The sequence below is a fragment of the Micromonospora globbae genome, assembly GCF_036184225.1.
GTDB classification, from domain to species: domain Bacteria; phylum Actinomycetota; class Actinomycetes; order Mycobacteriales; family Micromonosporaceae; genus Micromonospora; species Micromonospora globbae.
Genome location: NZ_CP108084.1, coordinates 1,315,887 through 1,333,053 on the forward strand (window position 1 = coordinate 1,315,887; position 17,167 = coordinate 1,333,053).

The following is a 17,167-nucleotide window of genomic DNA, read 5'->3' on the forward strand; positions in this document are numbered from 1 at the left end:
CGCGGTCGCCTCACGACCCACCCACGGGCGGCCGGTCGAGGAAGAGCAGCCGGGCGCGCTTGTCCGGCAGGTCGACGAGGGGGCCGAGCCGGAATCCGGTCCGCAGCAGCCGCGCGATCATCTTCTCGTTGCGCGCGTCCGGCTCGGCCACGAGCCGCGACCGGGCCGGGTCGGCCCAGACGAAATCCAGCAGCGCGCCGAGCAGCCGCCCGGTGAACCCCGGCTCGACCCGCTCCGGCGGGCCCACGAGCAGGTGCAGCCCGAGGTCCCCCGGCCGCCCCGGATAGCAGGCGCCGACCGGGTCGGCGGCCGGTTCGTACGTCTGCAGCAGCGCCGCCGGCCGCCCGTCCCGGTGCACGAGGTAGGCGTGGTGCGTCGTGAGCGAGTCCAGGTACGCGTAGATCTCCCGGACCCGCTCCCGGCTGGCGTCGCGCATGCCCCAGAACCGGGCCCGCTCCTGCGTCACCCAGCCGTGCAGCAGGTCGGCGTCGCGGTCCGGGTCGACGGGACGGATGGTGACCCGCCCGAGCCCGGCGACCAGCCGGTCGTCGTGGTGCCGCGCGTCAGCGCCGGCCCGGGTGGCGGCGTCGGCCGGGTCAGTGGACATCGCGCTCCTCGGTGAGCTGGTCCCAGTCGGTGGTCACCGGCAGCAGGTCGCCGGCCAGCCAGGCCGGCGTCTGGTCCCGGTGGTGCGGGTGGCCGGGCGCCCCGGCGGCGCCGAACGGCACCACCCAGCGGCTGCGCGAGCGGTCCCCGAGGTCCCACACGAAGCGCGCCGCCGGCCCCCGCAGGCAGTGGTGCGTGACCCCGGGCGTGCTGGAGGTGGCGAGGACGCAGTCGTGGTCACCCGCCAGCGGCGGGCCGGCGCCCTCGTCCGGCCCGGGCAGCGCCCGCCACGGGGCGAGCCGGTGCAGCTCACCCCAGGGCGGCGGACCGTCGGCGTACGCGCCGGCCACCTCCTCGACGGCGGCGCGCACCAGGGCCTCCGGGTCGCCGTCGGGCAGCAGCCCGCAGGCCAGCACCGCCTCCAGCGCGAGGGCCACCCGCGGCGTGAGCGCCAGCCAGGGTTGGAACACCTCGGGGTACGCCGGTGGGTCGGCGAGCGGGGCCAGCGCCGGGTGCGCCGCGACCCGCCGCACCAGGGCGGCCCGGACCAGCGCGTACGCGGCGGCGTCGCGGCTGTCGGCGGCCATCCGGCGATCCCAGCGCAGCAGCCGGTCGCGCAGCGCCGTGGCCGCCGGACCGAGCCCGGTGAGCGCGCCGAGCCGGGCCAGCAGCGGTTCCGCCGCGCCGAGGTGCGTGTCGGTGTGCACCGACGCCATCGCCTCGGCCGTCCAGTCGGATCCGGCGTCGAGCAGCTCGCGGATCCGGTCCGCCCGGTACGGCGGGGCGAACTCGACCCCGAGCGGCGCGGCCAGCTCACGCGCGTTGGCCATCACCGCCCGGCCGCGCACCTCGGCGCGGGGCATCGGGGCGTACCAGCCCCGCCAGGCGTGCTCCCGCACCCAGGCGGGCACCACGCGCAGCCGGTTCGCCGGGTGCCGCAGCGGCACGGCCCCGGCCACCCGGTGCAGCAGCCCACCGGCGGTGTCGGCGGCCTGGAGCACGTTGACCGGCTCGATCCAGTGGTCGACCGCCGCGTCCACGTCGGCCACCGTGCGGGTGCGCAGCAGCGCCGGCAGCGCGGCGAAGCCCAGGTCGGCCCGCACCCGGGGCGGGTGGCGCAGGCTGATTCCCGTCCCGTCGTCCGGGCCGCCGGCGACCACCGGCCCCCGCGCGGTCTCCACGGCCTCGACCTCGACCGGGCCGCCGCCGGCCACCTCCACGACCTCCGTGTGCGCGGCGGCCGGCTCCCAGCCGTCCGGGCCGTACGCCTCCACGGCGCCACCCCGGCGGCGCAACCGCTCGGCGTAGAGGTCCTGGTAGTCGGCCATCGCGTTGGTGATGGCCCAGGCCACGCCGCCGGTGTGCCCGAAGTGGGCGATGCCGGGCACCCCGGGAACGGCCAGGCCGACCACGTCGTACTCGGGGCAGGCCAACCGGATCTGCTGGTACACGCCCGGGTCCTCGATGAACCGGTGCGGGTCACCGGCGAGCAGCGCTGCGCCCGAGGCCGTCCGGTCGCCGGCCAGCAGCCAGCCGTTGCTGCCGGCGGTGGCCGGCGAGTCGGCCGCGAACAGGGAGATCCACCGCTCGCCGAGCCGACCGGCGACGTGCTCCCGCCACAGCTTCGTGGGCACGTTCGCGAAGAGGACGTGGTGGGACAGCCACACGGCCAGCGGCGTCCACGGCTCCCACCGGCCGGGTGCCAGCCCGACGGCGGCGAACTCGGGTGCCCGGGCGGCCCCGGCGGGCAGCCCGGCGTTGACCCCGTCGACGTAGCCGCGTACCCAGGCGGCGGTGGCGGGATCGAGCGCCGCGTAGCAGCGGCGGGCCGTGTCGGCCAACCTCGCCTGCCGCGCGAAGCGGTCCCACCCCACGGCCCCGGCGCCGAGGAACGACGCGCTGGTGCCCTGCGCGCGGTGCCGCTCCACCTCGAGCTGCCACGCCCGGTCGTACGCCGTCACCCGGCCCTGCGCCACCACGAGCGCGTGGGCGTCGGCCGCGCGCAGGTGTGGGACGCCCCACGGGTCGCGGAGGACGCGTACGGTCACGCCGGCTCCGGGGCGAGGGTCGTGGCCCGCCGCCGGGCGGACGGGACGACCAGCGGCGTCCCGGTCTCCGGGTCGTCGATCACCCGGCAGGGCAGCCCGAAGACCTCCGCCACCAGCTCGGCGGTGACCACCTCGCCGGGCGGGCCGGCGGCGACGACCCGGCCGTCGCGCATCGCGATCAGGTGCGTGGCGTACCGGGCGGCGTGGTTCAGGTCGTGCAGCACCGCGACGAGGGTGCGCCCCTGCTCCTCGTGCAGCCGGGCGCAGAGGTCGAGGATCTCGATCTGGTGGGCGATGTCGAGGTAGGTGGTCGGCTCGTCGAGCAGCAGCAGCGGCGTCTGCTGGGCCAGGGCCATGGCGAGCCACACCCGCTGGCGCTGCCCACCGGACAGCTCGTCCACCGCCCGGTCGGCGAGGTCGTCGACGCCCGTGGCGGCCATCGACGCCTCGACCACCCGCTCGTCCTCGCGCGACCACTGCCGCAGCAGGCCCTGGTGCGGGTAGCGGCCCCGCGCCACCAGCTCCGACACGGTGATGCCGTCCGGCGCGATGGACGACTGCGGCAGCAACCCGAGCGTGCGGGCCACCTGGCGGGCCGACCGGCGGTGGATGTCCTCGCCGTCGAGCAGCACCGCGCCGGCCGTGGGCTTCAGCATCCGGGACAGCGCCCGCAGCAGCGTCGACTTCCCGCACGCGTTGGGGCCGATGACGACCGTGAACGACCGGTCCGGGACGGCGACGGTCAACCCCTCGGCGATGGTGCGCCGGTCGTAGGCGAGGGTCATCCCGGTGCCGCTCAGGCGGGAGGTGCCGGCCTCCATCAGTGGTGCTCCGTTCTCGTCGTACGTCACCGCGCCGTCGGTGTTCGCGGGGCTCGCAGGTTCACTCCTCGCGCTCACAGCCGCCCGGCCCTTCGTTCCACCGCCAGCAGCCACACCAGGTACGCCCCGCCCACGGCGCCGGTGATCGCGCCCGCCGGGAGCTGGTGGTCGGCGAACACCCGCTGCCCCAGCAGGTCGGCCCCCACGAGCAGGGTGGCGCCCACGCACATCGCGGGGAGCAGGTTCGGCCCGGGGGAGCGGGTGAGTCGCCGGGCGAGGTGCGGGGCGGTGAGCGCCACGAACGACACCGGCCCGGCGGCCGCCGCCGCGAAGGCGACCAGCAGCACCGCCGCGCCGAGCAGCACGAGGCGCAGCCGCCGTACGGGGACGCCGAGCGCGGCGGCCGTGTCGTCGCCCATCTCCATCATCCGCAGCGCCGGACCGCAGCCGAGCAGCACCAGCGGGGTGAGCACCGCGAGCACCACGAGCAGCGGGGTGGCGTCGGACCAGCCCCGCCCGTCGAGGCTGCCGGTGAGCCAGAGCACCGCGCGGGCGGCGTCCATCAGCGGGGCCCGGGTGAGCAGGTAGCCGTTGATCCCGGTGAGGATCGCGTTGAGGCCGATGCCGACCAGGACCAGCCGGTAGCCGTGCACGCCGGTGCGGGCGACGAGGGCGTACACGAGCAGGCCGGTGGCCAGCCCGCTGGCCACCGCGGCGCCGGACAGGGCGAGGCTGCTGCCGCCCAGCACGACCACCACGAGCGCGCCGGTCGACGCGCCCTGGGTGAACCCGAGCATGTCGGGGCTGCCCAGCGGGTTGCGCACCAGCGACTGGAAGACCGCGCCGGCCAGCGCCAGGGCCGCGCCGACCAGCAGGGCCGTGACGAGCCGGGGCAGCCGCAGCTCGTGGATGATGAACTCCTCGGCCGGGGTGCCGCCGCCGGTGAGGGTGCGCAGCACGTCGGCCGGGCTCATCGGGTAGTCGCCGCCGGCGACGGCCAGGACGCCGAGGCCGGCGGCGAGCAGGGCGCAGCCGGCGCCGACGACCAGCGCGCGGGGGCGGAACCGCAGGGAGAGCCCGCCCGGGGTACGCAGCACGGTCACGGGCGGGCCACCCTCCTGCGCAGCACCAGCCAGAGGAAGAGCGGGCCACCGAGCACGGCCGTCACCATGCCCACCTGGAGTTCGCCGGGGCGGCCCAGCACCCGGCCCAGCACGTCGGCGCCGAGCAGCAGCACCGGCGACAGCACCGCGCAGTACGGCAGCAGCCAGCGCAGGTCGGGCCCGGTGACGGCGCGCACCAGGTGCGGCACGAGAAGGCCGACGAAGACGATGGGGCCGCAGGCGGCGGTCGCCGCGCCGCAGAGCAGCGTGACCGCCGCGATGACGGCCGCCCGGATCAGCGCCGGACGCGCGCCGAGCGCCCGGGCCGCGTCGTCGCCGAGGGCCAGCGCGTTGAGCGGGCGGGCGGTGGCGAGCGCCACCAGCAGCCCGGCGGCGACGAACGGGGCCACCCGGCGGACGGTCGCCGCGTCGGCGCTGGCCAGCGAGCCGACCGTCCAGAAGCGCAGCCGGTCCAGCGAGGCGGCGTCGAGCAGCATGGCGGCGCTCACGTACGAGTACAGGGTCGCGTTGAGCGCGGCCCCGGCCAGCGCGAGGCGGGCCGGGGTGGCTCCCCGCCCGCCACCGACGGCGTACACGAGCGCGGTGACGGCCGCCGCGCCGAGCAGCGCGAACCACACGTACCCGTTGAGCGCGGTCACGCCGAGCAGCGCCGCCGTGGCCACCGCCGCGGAGGCCCCGGCGTTGATGCCGAGCAGCCCCGGATCGGCGAGGGGGTTGCGGGTGAGCGCCTGCATGACCGCGCCGGCCAGGCCGAGCGCCGTGCCGGCGAGCAGGCCGAGCAGCGTCCGCGGCAGCCGCATCTGGTGGACGACGGCGTACTCGGCCGCGTCGGGGTGCCACAGGCCCGACCAGACGTCGGCGACGGGAAGCTGCTTCGCGCCCACCGCGACGCTGAGCACGGCGACGGCCGCGAGCAGCGCCACCGCGGCGGCGAGGCCGACGCCCCGCAGCGCGCTCCGGCCGCGCCGGGCCGGGGGCGGGGACTCCGCCGCGCCGACACTCGGCGCTGATGACTGGAGGACGGACAGTGTGGGCTCCGGGGTGAGAGAAACGCCGAACGCGACTTGACAGCGATTTAGGTTAGGTTAACCTAACCGCGCTGTCCACGGTCGCTCGACCCCGATGGAAAGACTCCGCCATGCCTGACTCCCTGTCCGCACGTCGCCTCTCCCGTCGTGGCCTCCTGGCCGGCGGGGCCGCCACCTTCGCCCTCCTCATGGCCGGCTGCGGCAGCGACGGCGACTCCGCCAAACCGGACGCGAGCGGAAGCGGGGGGCCCTGGTCGTTCACCGACGACCGCAACGAGAAGGTGAGCGCCGCGAGCCGCCCGACCCGTGTCGTGGCCTTCACCGGCACCGCCGCCGCGCTCGTCGACTTCGGACTCGACAAGCAGATCGTCGGCGTGTTCGGGGAGACGAAGCGCGCCGACGGCACGGCCGACCCGCAGGCCGGCGACCTGAACGTCGAGAGCGTGGAGATCCTCGGCAACGTGTGGGGCGAGTTCAGCGTCGAGAAGTACGCGGCCCTGCGCCCCGAGCTGCTCGTCACCCACATGTACGACCCCGGCGCGCTCTGGTACGTGCCGGACGAGAGCAAGGACAAGATCCTTCCGCTGGCGCCCAGCGTGGCGATCACCACGGCCCGCGTGCCGATGACCACGCCGATCGAGCGGTACGCGCAGCTCGCCGAGTCCCTCGGCGCGGACCTGTCGGCGAAGAAGGTCACCGACGCGAAGGCGCGCTTCGAGGCGGCGGCCGAGTCGGTCCGCCAGGCCGTGAAGGCCAACCCGGGCCTCAAGGTGATGGCCGCCTCCGGCAGCCCCGACCTGTTCTACGTCTCCAACCCGAAGGTCAGCACCGACCTCATGTACTTCGCCGAACTCGGCGTCGACATCGTGGTGCCCACCAAGCTCGAGTCGGGCGACTACTTCGAGGCGCTCAGCTGGGAGAACGCCGGCAAGTTCCCCGCCGACCTGATCCTGCTCGACAACCGCAGCACCGCCCTGCAGCCGAAGGACCTCGCCGCCAAGCCCACCTGGGGGCAGCTGCCGGCGGTCAAGGCCAACCAGGTCACGCCGTGGGACGCGGTGCCGCGCTTCTCGTACGCGGGCGCCGCCCCGCTGCTGGAGAACCTGGCCACCGCCATCCGGTCCGCGAAGAAGGTCAGCTGATGGGGACGGCTCTCGCCCTCCAGTACCGCTTCTACACCGCCGAGGTCGCGGGCGTGCGGCGGATCGGCGCCAGCACCATCCGGGTCACCTTCGGCGGACCCGACCTGGCCGGGTTCGCCGGCGGCGGCCGGGACCAGAGCGTCTCGCTGTTCCTGCCGCACCCGGGCCAGGCCGCCCCGGTCGTCCCCGTCGAGGAGGGGGAGGACTGGTTCGGCGCGTACCGCGCGCTCGACCCGGACGTGCGGGCGGTCATGCGCTCGTACACGGTCCGGGCGCAGCGCCCGGAGTCCGCCGAGGTGGACATCGACTTCGTGAGCCACGGCGACACCGGCCCGGCCACCCGCTGGGCCAACCGCGCCCGCCGGGGCGACCGGGTGGTCCTGCTCGGCCCGGCGGTCCCCGAGAACCGCAGCGTCTGCTTCCAGCCGCCGGACGACACCGGGCTGATCCTCCTCGCCGCCGACGAGACCGCGCTGCCGGCGGTCGGCGGCATCCTGGACTGGCTCCCCGCCGGCGCCCGCGTCCGGGCCTTCGTCGAGGTGCCCGACGCCGCCGACATCCAGCGGCTACCCACCGAGGCGCAGGCCGAGGTGAGCTGGATCGTCCGGGGCGCCACCCCGCCCGGCAGCGGCCTGCTGGTCGACGCCGTCCGGGCCGCCCGGCTGCCGGCCGTCCCCACCCCGTACGCCTGGATCGCCGGCGAGTCGTCGATGGTCCGGGCGCTGCGCCGGCACCTCGTGAACGAACGCGGCGTCGACAGGCGCCGCGTCACCTTCTCCGGCTACTGGCGCCGCGGCGCCTCGGAGGACGCCCTCCGCGCCGAGGCGCACGCCGTGGCCGCCTGACCACCCCCGCACCGGTCGTGCGGGCAGGCGCCCGCACGGCCACCGTCCCGCCCCGCCGCCGCACCCCGGCGGCCGATGCCGCCTGCCCGGCATCCACCGTCCGCAACCGAGCGTGGAGGACCTGCCCATGAGTCTGTCGGGACGTACCGCCGAGGCCCCGGCGGCCCCACCCGGCCCGTCGGCCGCCCGGGCCCACCTGCTGAACGCCGGAACCGTCGCGCGCTACCGCGCCACCGTCGCCGACGGTGTCGACCGGGTGGCCCGGCGGGTGGCCGGCGCCGACCGGCCGTTCACCGGCGTGGCACCGGGTGAGCTGGCCCCGCGGGTCGCGGGGATCGACCTGGACCGGCCGCTCGGCGACGCCGGCGCGGCCCTCGACGAACTGGAGGACGTCTACCTGCGCGACGCCGTCTGGTTCCACCACCCCCGCTACCTGGCGCACCTGAACTGCCCCGTGGTGATCCCCGCCCTGCTCGGCGAGGCGGTGCTCAGCGCCGTGAACTCGTCGCTGGACACCTGGGACCAGAGCGCCGGCGCCACACTCATCGAGCGGCGGCTCGTCGACTGGACGGCGCAGCGGATCGGGCTCGGCCCCGCCGCCGACGGCGTCTTCACCAGCGGCGGCAGCCAGTCGAACCTCCAGGCGCTGCTGCTGGCCCGGGAGGAGGCCTGCGCGGCCGCGCAGGGCCACGACGCCCGCCGGGACCTGCTGCCCCGGCTGCGCGTGCTCACCTCGACGGCCGGGCACTTCAGCGTCCAGAAGTCGGCGAAGCTGCTCGGGCTGGCGGCGGACGCGGTGGTGACCGTCCCCACCGACGCGCAGCGGCGGATGATCCCGGCCGCGCTGCGCCGCGAACTCGACAGCTGCCGGCGCGACGGCTCGGTGGTGATGGCCGTGGTGGCCACCGCCGGCACCACCGACTTCGGCTCGATCGACCCGCTGGACGAGATCGCCGCGATCTGCGCGGCGGCCGGGGTGTGGCTGCACGTCGACGCCGCGTACGGCTGCGGGCTGCTGGTGTCGCCGACCCGCCGGCACCTGCTCGACGGCATCGAGCGGGCCGACTCGGTGACCGTCGACTACCACAAGTCCTTCTTCCAGCCGGTCAGCTCCAGCGCGGTGCTGGTCCGCGACCGGCGGGTGCTGCGCCACGCCACCTACCACGCCGACTACCTCAACCCGGCCCGGATGGTCGAGCAGCGCATCCCCAACCAGGTCGACAAGAGCCTGCAGACCACCCGCCGCTTCGACGCCCTCAAGCTCTGGCTCACCCTGCGCGTCATGGGCCCGGACGCGCTGGGGGCCCTCTTCGACGAGGTGGTGGAGCGGGCCGCCGGCGCCTGGGAGCTGATCAGCGAGGACCCCCGGTTCGAGGTGGTGACCCGCTCGCCGCTGAGCACCGTTGTGTTCCGGTACCTGCCCACCGGCCCGGGCCGGGGCCTGGCCGACGCGGCCAACCTGTACGCGCGGGAGGCGCTGGCCGCGAGCGGCGCCGCGCTGATCGCCGGCACCACCGTGGACGGCCGGCAGTTCCTCAAGTTCACCCTGCTCAACCCCGAGACCACCCTCGACGACGTCGGGCACGTGATCCAGCTCATCGCCGAGCACGCGGGCCGGTACGTGCGCGAGCGGACCGAGCTGGCCTGCCAGGTCGGCTGACCACCGTGATCCCCCGGGAGGGCCGGATGTCCACGCACGACTTCATCGCCATCGGCCTGGGCCCGTACAACCTGGGCCTGGCCTGTCTCACCGCGCCGATCCCCGAACTGGACGGCGTGTTCCTCGAGGCCCGGCCGGGCGTCGACTGGCATCCCGGCATGCTGCTGTCCTCGGCCCGGTTGCAGACGCCGTTCCTGGCCGACCTGGTGAGCCTCGCCGACCCCACCTCGCCGTTCTCGTTCCTCAACTACCTCAAGGAGACCGGCCGGCTCTACCCGTTCTACATCCGGGAGAGCTTCTACCCGCTGCGCAGCGAGTTCAGCGCCTACTGCCGCTGGGCCGCCGCGAAGCTGCCCAACCTGCGGTTCGACCACGAGGTCACGACTGTCGAGTACGACCCGGCGGACGACCGGTACGTCGTGCACGCCCGGGTCGACGGGGGAGAGACGGTCACGTACCGGGCCCGGCACCTGGTGCTCGGCACCGGCACCCCGCCGTACGTGCCGCCCGCCTGCGAGGGGCTGGGCGGCGATCCGGTGCACACGTCGCGCTACCTCGAACACCGGGCGGCGCTGCGGACGAAGCGGAGTATCACGGTGATCGGCAGCGGGCAGAGCGCCGCGGAGATCTACCACGACCTGCTCGGCGACATCGACACGTACGGCTACCAGCTCAACTGGGTGACCCGCTCGCCCCGCTTCTTCCCCCTCGAGTACACCAAGCTCACGCTGGAGATGACCTCACCGGACTACGTGGACTACTTCCACGCGCTGCCGGAGGCGACCCGCTACCGGCTGGAGTCCGAGCAGAAGGGCCTGTTCAAGGGGATCAGCGCCGACCTCGTCGACGACATCTTCGACCTGCTGTACGAGCGCAGCGTGCCCGGCCCCGTGAACACCCGGCTGCTCACCAACACCGAACTGGTCACCGCCGCGCACGACGCGGCCACCGGCACGTACACCCTCGGGCTGCGGCACGTGGAGCAGGAGCGCGACTTCACCCTGCGCACCGAGGCGCTCGTGCTGGCCACCGGCTACCGCTACCGGACCCCGGCGTTCCTGGAGCCGGTGCGGGACCGGATCCGCTGGGACGCGCACGGCCGGTTCGACGTGGCCCGCAACTACAGCATCGACCACACCGGACGGGGCATCTTCCTCCAGAACGCCGGCACCCACACGCACAGCATCACCTCGCCCGACCTGGGCATGGGGCCGTACCGCAACTCGTGGATCATCCGGGAGCTGCTGGGCCGCGAGCACTACCCGATCGAGAAGAGCATCACCTTCCAGGAGTTCGGCGCGCCGGCGGGGGTGGCGCCGTGAGCCCGGTCTTCACGAGGCGCGACCCGAGGCTGGGGGAGTTCACCCTCCGGCCGGTCGACCCGGACGCCGACGCGCGGCTGCTGCACCGGTGGGTGACCCACCCGAAGGCGGTGTTCTGGCTCATGCAGGACGCCGACGTGGCCCAGGTGGCGCGGGAGTACCGCCGCATCGCCGACCACCCGCACCACGACGCGTACCTCGGGCACTGGCGGGGCGAGCCCGCGTTCCTCGCCGAACGCTACGACCCCGCCCACGTCGAACTCGTCGGCCTGTACGAGGCCCGCCCCGGCGACGTCGGCATGCACTTCCTCTGCGCGCCCACCGACGCCCCGGTGCACGGCTTCACCCGCGCCGTGATCACGACGGTCGTGGCCTGGCTCTTCGCCGACCCCGCGACCCGCCGGGTGGTGGTCGAGCCCGACGTCCGCAACACCGCCGTCCACGCGCTGAACGCCGCCGTCGGCTTCGAGGTCGTCGGCACCGTCGCCAAACCCGAGAAGGACGCCCTGTTGAGCATCTGCACCCGCGACCGCTTCCACGCCGCCACCGGCCTCGGCGACCCCGCCGCGCCGGCCTCCCGCACGGACGGAGTGCCCGCGTGAGCACGTTCGACCCCGTCGCCCACCTCACCCCGGCGCACTGGGCGCGCGCCAACCGCCTGCTGGTCCGCAAGGCGCTCGCCGAGTTCGCCCACGAACGGCTGCTCACCCCGCGGCCCGTCGCCGCGCCCGCCGGCGCCGCGCCCGCCGCCGGCGCCCGGTGGTACGCGGTGGCCAGCGACGACGGCGCGGTCACCTACCGCTTCGCGGCCCGGGTGCGGGCCCTCGAACACTGGCAGATCGACGCGGCGAGCATCACCCGCCACCGCGACGGCGGGGAACTCCCGCTGGACGCCGTCGACCTCGTCCTCGACCTGCGCGCGTCGCTCGGGCTCTCCGACCGGGTCCTGCCGGTCTACCTGGAGGAGATCACGTCCACCCTGGCCGGCATCGCCTACAAGCTCGACCGGCCGCCGGTGACCGCGAAGGAACTCGCCGTCGCCGACTTCCAGACCATCGAGACCTCGATGACCGAGGGGCATCCCTGCTTCGTGGCCAACAACGGCCGCCTCGGCTTCGGCATCGACGAGTACCACCGGTACGCGCCGGAGGCAGGCCGGCCGGTGCGGCTCGTCTGGCTCGCGGCCCACCGTGACCACGCGTCGTTCAGCGCCGCCGCGGACCTCGACTACGACACCCTCGTGGCGGGCGAGCTCGGCGCGGAGACGCTGGACCGGTTCGCCGCCGTCATGGCCGGCCTCGGCCTCGACCTCGCCGACTACCTGCTCATCCCCGTCCACCCGTGGCAGTGGCGGCACAAGCTGTCCGTCACCTTCGCCGGCGAGGTGGCCCGACGCCGCCTCGTCCACCTCGGCCCCGGCCCGGACGAGCACCTCGCCCAGCAGTCCATCCGCACCTTCTTCAACCTCACCGAGCCGCGGCGGCACTACGTCAAGACCGCGCTGTCGGTGCTCAACATGGGCTTCATGCGGGGCCTGTCGGCCGCGTACATGGAGGCCACGCCCGCCATCAACGACTGGCTCGCCGACCTGGTGGCCGGCGACGAGGTGTTCGCCGCCACCGGCATCAGCATCATCCGGGAGCGGGCCGCCGTCGGCTACCGGCACCCGCAGTACGAGGCGGCCACCGACCGCTACTCCCCGTACCGCAAGATGCTCGCCGCGCTGTGGCGGGAGAGCCCCGTGCCGAGCCTGGCGCCGGGCCGGCGGCTGGCCACCATGGCCGCGCTGCTGCACGTCGACCGCGACGGCGGATCCCTCGCCGCGGCCCTGATCGACCGGTCGGGCCTCGCGCCGGAGGTGTGGCTGCGCCGGTACCTGGACGCCTACCTGACTCCGCTGCTGCACGCCTTCTACGCCTACGACCTGGCGTTCATGCCGCACGGCGAGAACGTCATCATGGTGCTCGACGAGCGGGACACGGTCGAGCGGGTCATCTTCAAGGACATCGCCGAGGAGATCGTCGTGATGAGCGCCGACCGCCCGCTGCCCCCGGCGGTCGAGCGGATCCGGGCCGACGTGCCGGAGGAGATGAAGCTGTTGTCCATCTTCACCGACGTGGTGGACTGCTTCCTGCGGCACCTCGCCGCGATCCTCGACGAGGTGGGCACGCTCGGCGAGGAGTCCTTCTGGCGTACGGTGGCCGCCTGCGCGGCCGACTACCTGGCGAGCGTCCCGCACCTGGCCGAGCGCGCCCGCCGGTACGACCTGTTCGCCCCCGAGTTCGCGCTGTCCTGTCTCAACCGTCTCCAGTTGCGCGACAACCAGCAGATGGTGGACCTCGCCGACCCGTCGGCGGCGCTCCAGCTCGTCGGCACGCTGGCCAACCCGCTCGCGCCGTACGCGCCGGGGCGGTGAGGCGGCCGTCCATGATCCACCCGCACGCGGCCCGGTGGCGGCCACCGCGTTGAATGGCGGGCATGATCCTGCTGCGCACCCTGACCCTGATCGCCGCGACGGTGACCACCGGGCTGATGGCCGGCCTGTTCGCCGCCTTCGCCTACTCCGTCATGCCCGGCCTGGCCCGGGCCGACGACCGGACCCTGGTCGTGGCGATGCAGCGCATCAACGAGTCCATCCTGAACGGCTGGTTCTTCGTCTGCTTCTTCGGCGCGTTGGTGTTCACGGGCGCGGCCGCCGCGCTGCACCTGGGCGGCGCGTGGACACCCGTGCTGCCGTGGATCGTCGCGGCGCTGCTGCTCTACGTGGTCGTCCTGGTGGTCACCATGGCCGTCAACGTGCCGCTCAACGAGGCGCTCGCCCGGGCCGGCGACCCCGACCGGCTCACCGACCTCCCGGCGGTGCGGGACCGGTTCGCCCCCGCCTGGATCCGGTGGAACCTGGTGCGGGCGCTCGCCTCGACGGCCGCGTTCGCGCTGCTCACCTGGGCCCTGGTAGCGCACGGTAGGGTCGCCGGCTGACCGACTCGCCGCCCCGGACGCCAGCGCCGCCGCCCGGCCCGCCGCCCCCGTCGCCCGGCCCGCCGCCCGCTCCATCGCGGTCGGCCGGCGCCGCCACACGGCGGCCACGGGCGGCCCGTACGGCGGCGAGGGCGAACGTGACCCGGGTCAGCCCGAGGGCGCCCGCCAGCACGGCGGCGGCCACCGCCGCGTGACCGGCGTCCGGCGCCCACAGCAGCACCGTGCCCAGCCCGCCCAGGTACGCGGGCAGCCCCCACGGCACGGCGCCGGCCAGGGCGGCGCAGCCGACCGCCCAGACGGCGGCCGTGACCAGCGCCCGGACGACCGGTGGCGGCCCGTCGCGGCGCCGGCGCACGCCGCGAACGACGGTCATGGCGATCACGACGAGGAGCAGGCCGGCGACGCCGAACAACGCGGGGGCCACCGCGAGCAGCATGCCGTCCTCCGCCGCCGGCGCGGGTGGTGCGCCGAGCAGGATCCGCACGAGGTCGAAGCCGGCGGAGACGAGCGCCGGGTCGGCCGCCGGATGGTAGAGGTTGGCCAGCACGATCACGGCCAGGTCCGTGCCGGGGACGAGCACCAGGTGCGTGAAGTAGCCGGGGGTGGCGCCCGCGTGCCAGACCAGCCGGGTCCCGCCGACGTCGTCCAGTGTGCTCTCCCGCCAGCCGAGGGCGTACCGGCCGCCGCCGGCGGTGACCTGACCCTGGTGCATCCGCGTGACGCCGGCGGGCGACAACACCCGCGTCGACCCGTACCGGCCGTCGTCGAGCTGGGCGATCGCGAAGTGGCCGAGATCGGTGAGGCTGGCGGCCAGGTAGCCGTACGGGACGCCGGAGGTGTCGTACGGCGGGTCGAAGCGTTGCGGCCGGCCGAGGTAGCGGCGGTGCCCGGCGGGTAGCCCCACCCGCTCCGCCTCGTCGGCCGTGGCAGCCGCCTGCCGCATCCGCAACGGGTCGAGCACCGCCCGGTGGAGCTGCTCGGCGAACGTGCGGCCGGTGACCGCCTCGACGATCGCGCCGAGCACCAGGTAGTTCCCGTCGCTGTACCGGTGCTGGCCGCCCGGCGGCCCGGCCAGCGGCACGTCGGCGAGGTCCCGCACCGACCGGGCCAGCCCGCCCGGGCTGTTGTCGAAACGGTCCGTGAGGCCCCTCGTGGCCACCTCGGGGAGCCCGCTCGTGTGGGTGAGCAGGTGCCGGACGGTCACCCGCCCACTCGTCGTCTCGTCACCGAGGCGCAGCCACGGCAGGTACGCGCGGGCCGGTGCGTCGAGGTCGACCGATCCGGCCTCGGCGAGCTGCAGCACCGCGAGCGCGGTGAACGGCTTGCTCACCGACCCGAGCAGGAAGGGGGTCCGGGGTGTCACCGGTGTCCCGTCGCCGGTGACACCGAGCGTGTGCTCCTGCATCACCCGGTCGCCGCGTACGACGGCCACCGCGAGTCCCGGGATGTGGTTGGCGTCCCGGTAGCGGTCCAGGTACGCGCGCACCCGGGCGGTGTCGTCGGCGGCGGCGTACGCCGGCGGGCCGCCGGCCGGGACCAGGCAGGCGGCCGCGGCGACGAGGGCCGCCGCGCGGCGGAGCCGCTGTACCGGGCGCCTCACGGCCGCGCTCATCCGATCTGGCTGAGCAGGCGCTCGAGTTCGGTGAGGCGCTCCCGGACCCGGCCGAGTTCGGCCTGGGTGGCCTGGACGTCCGACCGCAGCCCCTTCAGCTCCGCCACGGTCTGCCGGGAGTCCTCGGCCAGCCGGGCCTGCGTCTCGCCGGCCTGCTCGGCGAGACCCCGGTAGTGCGCCTCCCGGGCGGCGGAGTGCCGGGCCCGGTAGACGCCCAGCGCCACGAACGCCGTGATCGCCACCAGGGCGATCACCATCACGGTCGACGTGATGATCCCGACCTGGGCGATGTCGTCGCTTGCTGCCGTCATCACTTCTCGTCCTTTCCGGAGCCACCGGCTTCCAATGTCGGCACGGCCGCTGCGACCGTCGCGGGTGTCAGGGAGAGCGCGAAGGGCACGACCTCGAACCACTTCACGGAGCTGCCGTCGGGCGCCGTCTCGAGGGTGCCGACGACCAGTCCGGCCGCCTCCAGGCGTTGCAGGTGCATGTAGAGCAGAGGCCGGTTCATCTGGAGGCGGCGCGCCAGTTCGCTCACGTAGCTGCGGCCCTCGGCGAGCGCGGCGACGATCCGCAGCCGATGCGGGCTCGCGAGCGCGGCGAGCACGGCGAGCAGCTGCGTGCCGGTCGGCGGCGCGGCGTCCATTCGTCAGCCCTCCCGGCGTCAGCTATCTCTGACATCCCCCTGTCAGAAGATGCTGACACCCTGGGCACGGAGGTGTCAAGGCGGGGCCGACGACGTCGCGTCAGTCCCGGGCGAGGTCGGTGAGTTCCTGGTGCAGCAGGTCGGCCAGGTCGGTGTGCCGCTCCGGATGGCTGTCGGGGGTCATGCCGCGGCTGGGCATCTCCACGACCATCAGCAGGTAGAGGTACATCCGGTAGAGGCTGAGCCGGCGGGCCGCCGCGGCGTCGAGGTCGAGCGGCGCGGCGCTGCGGTAGCCGCGCAGCACCGGGTGATCGGGCTCGTCCTCCACCTTGCGCAGCAGCAGCGGCGAGACGAGGTCCATGAGCGGGTCGCCGTAGAGGAACCGTTCGCCGTCCACCAGGCCCGTGAGCCGTAGCCGCCCGTCGGGACCCGGGGCGGCGAGCACGTTGCCGTCCCACCCGTCGAAGTGCAGCAGCGCCGGCCGCCGTACCGCGTCCAGCGCCGGGGCGTGCCGCCCGACCAGCGCGCGGATCCACTCGGGTGCGGCCGGTAGCCGGACGTCCCAGTCGGCGGCGTCGGCGAGCAGCGCGTCCACCATGGCGCCGAACGCCTCCCGCCACGTCGCCCCGGACGGTCGGTGGGCGTCGTCGTAGCCGAACCGGGCACCGGTCACCGTGTGCAGGGCGGCGAGCGCCACGCCGCTGTCGAACCGTGCCGGTCCGTCGTCCACCCCGCCGTCGGCGGCCAGGTCGGCCAGGGACCGGCCGGGCAGCAGGCCCATCACGAGCCACTCGCCGTACGCCGGGTCGGCGCCGTGGTGCAGCAGCGGCGGCACCGGCACTCGCGGCGCGTGGGCGGCGACCAGCCGGAAGTAGCGGGCCTCCGCCGCGCAGAGGTCGCGCTCGTACCGGAGCAGCCGCGCGTCCGGCGGGGGCGCGACCTTCAGCACCGCCTCGCGGCCGTCGTCGAGGCGTACCCACCACACGGCGGCGAACCCGCCCCCACCGAGCGGTCCGCAGTCGGCCACCGCCGGCCCCGGACCGAACGAGGCGCGGACCAGCCGGGCCACCTCGTCGGGCGTGAGCCGGCGCTGGGTCGGGCTGTGGGCGCTCACCGGGGGCCGTCCGGGCGCGCCGGCGCGGGCATGATCACGTGCTGCGGCACAGGGCCACCGTAGACGCCGCCCGGCGCTCGCGTGGTCCCGCGATCGGTCGGTGTTCGGGCACCCGCGCGACCGACGAAACCCACCCGGCCGCCGGCGGCCCACCCGACCGACGAGGCCCACCCGGCGGAGGGCCGGGCGGCGCGGGAGGGCAGGATGGTGCGGGCCCGAC

Annotated in this window: 16 protein-coding genes; 7 read left to right on the forward strand and 9 right to left on the reverse strand. The window is 75.1% G+C overall.

The features are described 5' to 3' along the window. Positions 1 to 10: 10 nt before the first annotated feature. The 5 genes from OG994_RS05845 to OG994_RS05865 form a co-directional block, all read right to left on the reverse strand. Positions 11 to 607 (reverse strand): GNAT family N-acetyltransferase, encoded by a 597-nt coding sequence (locus tag OG994_RS05845; protein ID WP_328852455.1) that lies wholly within the window; start codon positions 605 to 607, stop codon positions 11 to 13. After that, entirely contained in the window at positions 597 to 2,654 is a 2,058-nt protein-coding gene (locus OG994_RS05850) for a penicillin acylase family protein (RefSeq protein WP_328852456.1), read from the reverse strand. Before OG994_RS05850 ends, OG994_RS05845 begins: the two co-directional genes overlap by 11 nt. Further along, on the reverse strand, positions 2,651 to 3,439 hold the full coding sequence (locus OG994_RS05855) for an ABC transporter ATP-binding protein (protein ID WP_328853672.1): 789 nt from the start codon (positions 3,437 to 3,439) through the stop codon (positions 2,651 to 2,653). Before OG994_RS05855 ends, OG994_RS05850 begins: the two co-directional genes overlap by 4 nt. Before the next feature lie 110 nt (positions 3,440 to 3,549). After that, a complete protein-coding gene (locus tag OG994_RS05860; protein ID WP_328852457.1) occupies positions 3,550 to 4,578 on the reverse strand; it encodes a FecCD family ABC transporter permease in 1,029 nt (342 codons plus the stop codon). Further along, positions 4,575 to 5,522: a FecCD family ABC transporter permease gene (locus OG994_RS05865; RefSeq protein WP_407942566.1), complete on the reverse strand. Its 948-nt coding sequence runs from the start codon at positions 5,520 to 5,522 to the stop codon at positions 4,575 to 4,577. The genes OG994_RS05860 and OG994_RS05865 overlap by 4 nt, the downstream gene beginning before the upstream one ends. A 215-nt stretch (positions 5,523 to 5,737) precedes the next feature. Here OG994_RS05865 and OG994_RS05870 point away from each other — a divergent pair, with 215 nt between their 5' ends. The 7 genes from OG994_RS05870 to OG994_RS05900 all read left to right on the forward strand — a co-directional run bounded on the left by OG994_RS05870 (position 5,738) and on the right by OG994_RS05900 (position 13,575). Then, positions 5,738 to 6,769, forward strand: a complete 1,032-nt coding sequence (locus tag OG994_RS05870; RefSeq protein WP_328852458.1) for an ABC transporter substrate-binding protein — start codon at positions 5,738 to 5,740, stop codon at positions 6,767 to 6,769. Beyond that, on the forward strand, positions 6,769 to 7,614 hold the full coding sequence (locus OG994_RS05875) for a siderophore-interacting protein (RefSeq protein WP_328852459.1): 846 nt from the start codon (positions 6,769 to 6,771) through the stop codon (positions 7,612 to 7,614). The genes OG994_RS05870 and OG994_RS05875 overlap by 1 nt, the downstream gene beginning before the upstream one ends. A 127-nt stretch (positions 7,615 to 7,741) precedes the next feature. Then, positions 7,742 to 9,274: a pyridoxal phosphate-dependent decarboxylase family protein gene (locus tag OG994_RS05880; RefSeq protein ID WP_328852460.1), complete on the forward strand. Its 1,533-nt coding sequence runs from the start codon at positions 7,742 to 7,744 to the stop codon at positions 9,272 to 9,274. 26 nt (positions 9,275 to 9,300) lie between these two features. After that, on the forward strand, positions 9,301 to 10,596 hold the full coding sequence (locus OG994_RS05885) for a lysine N(6)-hydroxylase/L-ornithine N(5)-oxygenase family protein (protein ID WP_120326670.1): 1,296 nt from the start codon (positions 9,301 to 9,303) through the stop codon (positions 10,594 to 10,596). Continuing rightward, the gene (locus tag OG994_RS05890; protein WP_328852461.1) at positions 10,593 to 11,198 is read left to right on the forward strand and encodes a GNAT family N-acetyltransferase; all 606 of its coding nucleotides are present in this window, start codon (positions 10,593 to 10,595) and stop codon (positions 11,196 to 11,198) included. The genes OG994_RS05885 and OG994_RS05890 overlap by 4 nt, the downstream gene beginning before the upstream one ends. Beyond that, entirely contained in the window at positions 11,195 to 13,012 is a 1,818-nt protein-coding gene (locus OG994_RS05895; RefSeq protein ID WP_328852462.1) for an IucA/IucC family protein, read from the forward strand. Before OG994_RS05890 ends, OG994_RS05895 begins: the two co-directional genes overlap by 4 nt. A gap of 62 nt (positions 13,013 to 13,074) precedes the next feature. Then, entirely contained in the window at positions 13,075 to 13,575 is a 501-nt protein-coding gene (locus OG994_RS05900) for an anthrone oxygenase family protein (RefSeq protein WP_328852463.1), read from the forward strand. Here OG994_RS05900 and OG994_RS05905 read toward each other — a convergent pair. From OG994_RS05905 to OG994_RS05920, 4 genes are all read right to left on the reverse strand, one after another. Continuing rightward, positions 13,535 to 15,175: a serine hydrolase domain-containing protein gene (locus OG994_RS05905; protein ID WP_328852464.1), complete on the reverse strand. Its 1,641-nt coding sequence runs from the start codon at positions 15,173 to 15,175 to the stop codon at positions 13,535 to 13,537. The two genes, OG994_RS05900 and OG994_RS05905, sit on opposite strands and share 41 nt — an antisense overlap. 8 nt (positions 15,176 to 15,183) lie before the next feature. Beyond that, a complete protein-coding gene (locus tag OG994_RS05910; RefSeq protein WP_120326300.1) occupies positions 15,184 to 15,498 on the reverse strand; it encodes a hypothetical protein in 315 nt (104 codons plus the stop codon). Next, the gene (locus tag OG994_RS05915; protein WP_120326299.1) at positions 15,498 to 15,833 is read right to left on the reverse strand and encodes an ArsR/SmtB family transcription factor; all 336 of its coding nucleotides are present in this window, start codon (positions 15,831 to 15,833) and stop codon (positions 15,498 to 15,500) included. Before OG994_RS05915 ends, OG994_RS05910 begins: the two co-directional genes overlap by 1 nt. 100 nt (positions 15,834 to 15,933) lie before the next feature. Then, entirely contained in the window at positions 15,934 to 16,947 is a 1,014-nt protein-coding gene (locus OG994_RS05920; RefSeq protein WP_120326298.1) for a phosphotransferase family protein, read from the reverse strand. Positions 16,948 to 17,167: the final 220 nt, after the last annotated feature.

Bases quoted from the DNA above. Each gene is read 5' to 3' on its own strand.
- OG994_RS05855 (WP_328853672.1), bottom strand. From the start codon at position 3,439: ATGACCCTCGCCTACGACCGGCGCACCATCGCCGAGGGGTTGACCGTC.
- OG994_RS05875 (WP_328852459.1), top strand. From the start codon at position 6,769: ATGGGGACGGCTCTCGCCCTCCAGTACCGCTTCTACACCGCCGAGGTC.
- OG994_RS05910 (WP_120326300.1), bottom strand. From the start codon at position 15,498: ATGACGGCAGCAAGCGACGACATCGCCCAGGTCGGGATCATCACGTCG.
- OG994_RS05845 (WP_328852455.1), bottom strand. From the start codon at position 607: ATGTCCACTGACCCGGCCGACGCCGCCACCCGGGCCGGCGCTGACGCG.
- OG994_RS05870 (WP_328852458.1), top strand. From the start codon at position 5,738: ATGCCTGACTCCCTGTCCGCACGTCGCCTCTCCCGTCGTGGCCTCCTG.
- OG994_RS05885 (WP_120326670.1), top strand. From the start codon at position 9,301: ATGTCCACGCACGACTTCATCGCCATCGGCCTGGGCCCGTACAACCTG.
- OG994_RS05915 (WP_120326299.1), bottom strand. From the start codon at position 15,833: ATGGACGCCGCGCCGCCGACCGGCACGCAGCTGCTCGCCGTGCTCGCC.
- OG994_RS05880 (WP_328852460.1), top strand. From the start codon at position 7,742: ATGAGTCTGTCGGGACGTACCGCCGAGGCCCCGGCGGCCCCACCCGGC.
- OG994_RS05900 (WP_328852463.1), top strand. From the start codon at position 13,075: ATGATCCTGCTGCGCACCCTGACCCTGATCGCCGCGACGGTGACCACC.